This is a genomic window from Promicromonospora kroppenstedtii DSM 19349 (assembly GCF_000515355.1).
Lineage (GTDB): Bacteria > Actinomycetota > Actinomycetes > Actinomycetales > Cellulomonadaceae > Promicromonospora > Promicromonospora kroppenstedtii.
This window is the reverse complement of the sequence record NZ_KI911693.1, coordinates 40,756-41,630: the sequence shown is the minus strand read 5'-3', so window position 1 is coordinate 41,630 and position 875 is coordinate 40,756. Positions and strand designations below refer to the sequence as shown.

Here is an 875-nt window from a genome sequence, read left to right as displayed (position 1 = left end):
CACGCCGGTCCGCCCGGGCCACGCGCCGCCGTCGCACGCCGGAGGAGCTGCGTGCCGTGGTGGAGCGCGGGCAGGCCCAGCTGCACGCCTCGACCGGCAACCCCGAGGCGGACGCCTCGGCCGTCATCGCCTGGGCGGTGCGCGAGTTCGGGCCGTACCTGGCCGTGGCCTCCTCGATGCAGGACACCGTGCTGTCGCACCTGGTGGCGCAGCAGCTTCCGTTCGTGGACGTGCTGTTCGGCGACACCGGCTACCACTTCGCGGAGACCCTGGGCACGCGGGGCGCCGTGGAGATCGAGCTGGACGTGAACGTCGTGGACGTGCGCCCCGAGCTGACCGTGGCCGAGCAGGACGCCGCCTACGGGCCGCGACTGCACGACACCGACCCCGAGGCCTGCTGCGCCATGCGCAAGGTGGCGCCCATGAAGCAGGCGCTGCAGGGCTACGAGGCGTGGGCCACCGGCGTGCGCCGCGGGGAGACGGCGGCGCGGGCCAACGCACCGCTCGTCTCCTGGGACGAGCGCAACGGCGTGGTGAAGATCAACCCGATCGCGGCATGGACGGACGACCAGGTCGCCGCGTACGCCGCGGAGCACGGGCTGATCGTGAACCCGCTCCTGACCGACGGCTACCCGTCGGTGGGCTGCAAGCCCTGCACCGCGCGGCCGCTGCCGGGCCAGGACGCACGCTCGGGCCGCTGGGCCGGGCGCGACAAGGACGAGTGTGGTCTTCATGTCTGACATCTACCCGCTGGGGCTCAAGGTCACGGGCCGGCTCGTCGTCGTGGTCGGCGGCGGTCCCGTTGCCGCGCGCCGCGTCCGCTCCCTGCTCGACGCCGGAGCGCGGGTGCGGGTCGTCGCGCCGCACGCCGTGCT

Annotated in this window: 2 protein-coding genes; both read left to right on the top strand. The window is 74.3% G+C overall.

Annotated features, from left to right (window positions below; translation table 11 throughout):
- Nucleotides 1-740, top strand: a 740-nt coding sequence (locus tag PROKR_RS35200) for a phosphoadenylyl-sulfate reductase (protein WP_245605861.1), incomplete at its 5' end; no start/stop codon positions are given.
- Nucleotides 733-875: NAD(P)-dependent oxidoreductase (locus PROKR_RS31640; RefSeq protein ID WP_169736453.1), on the top strand; the 143-nt coding region annotated here is incomplete at its 3' end. The genes PROKR_RS35200 and PROKR_RS31640, both read left to right, overlap by 8 nt.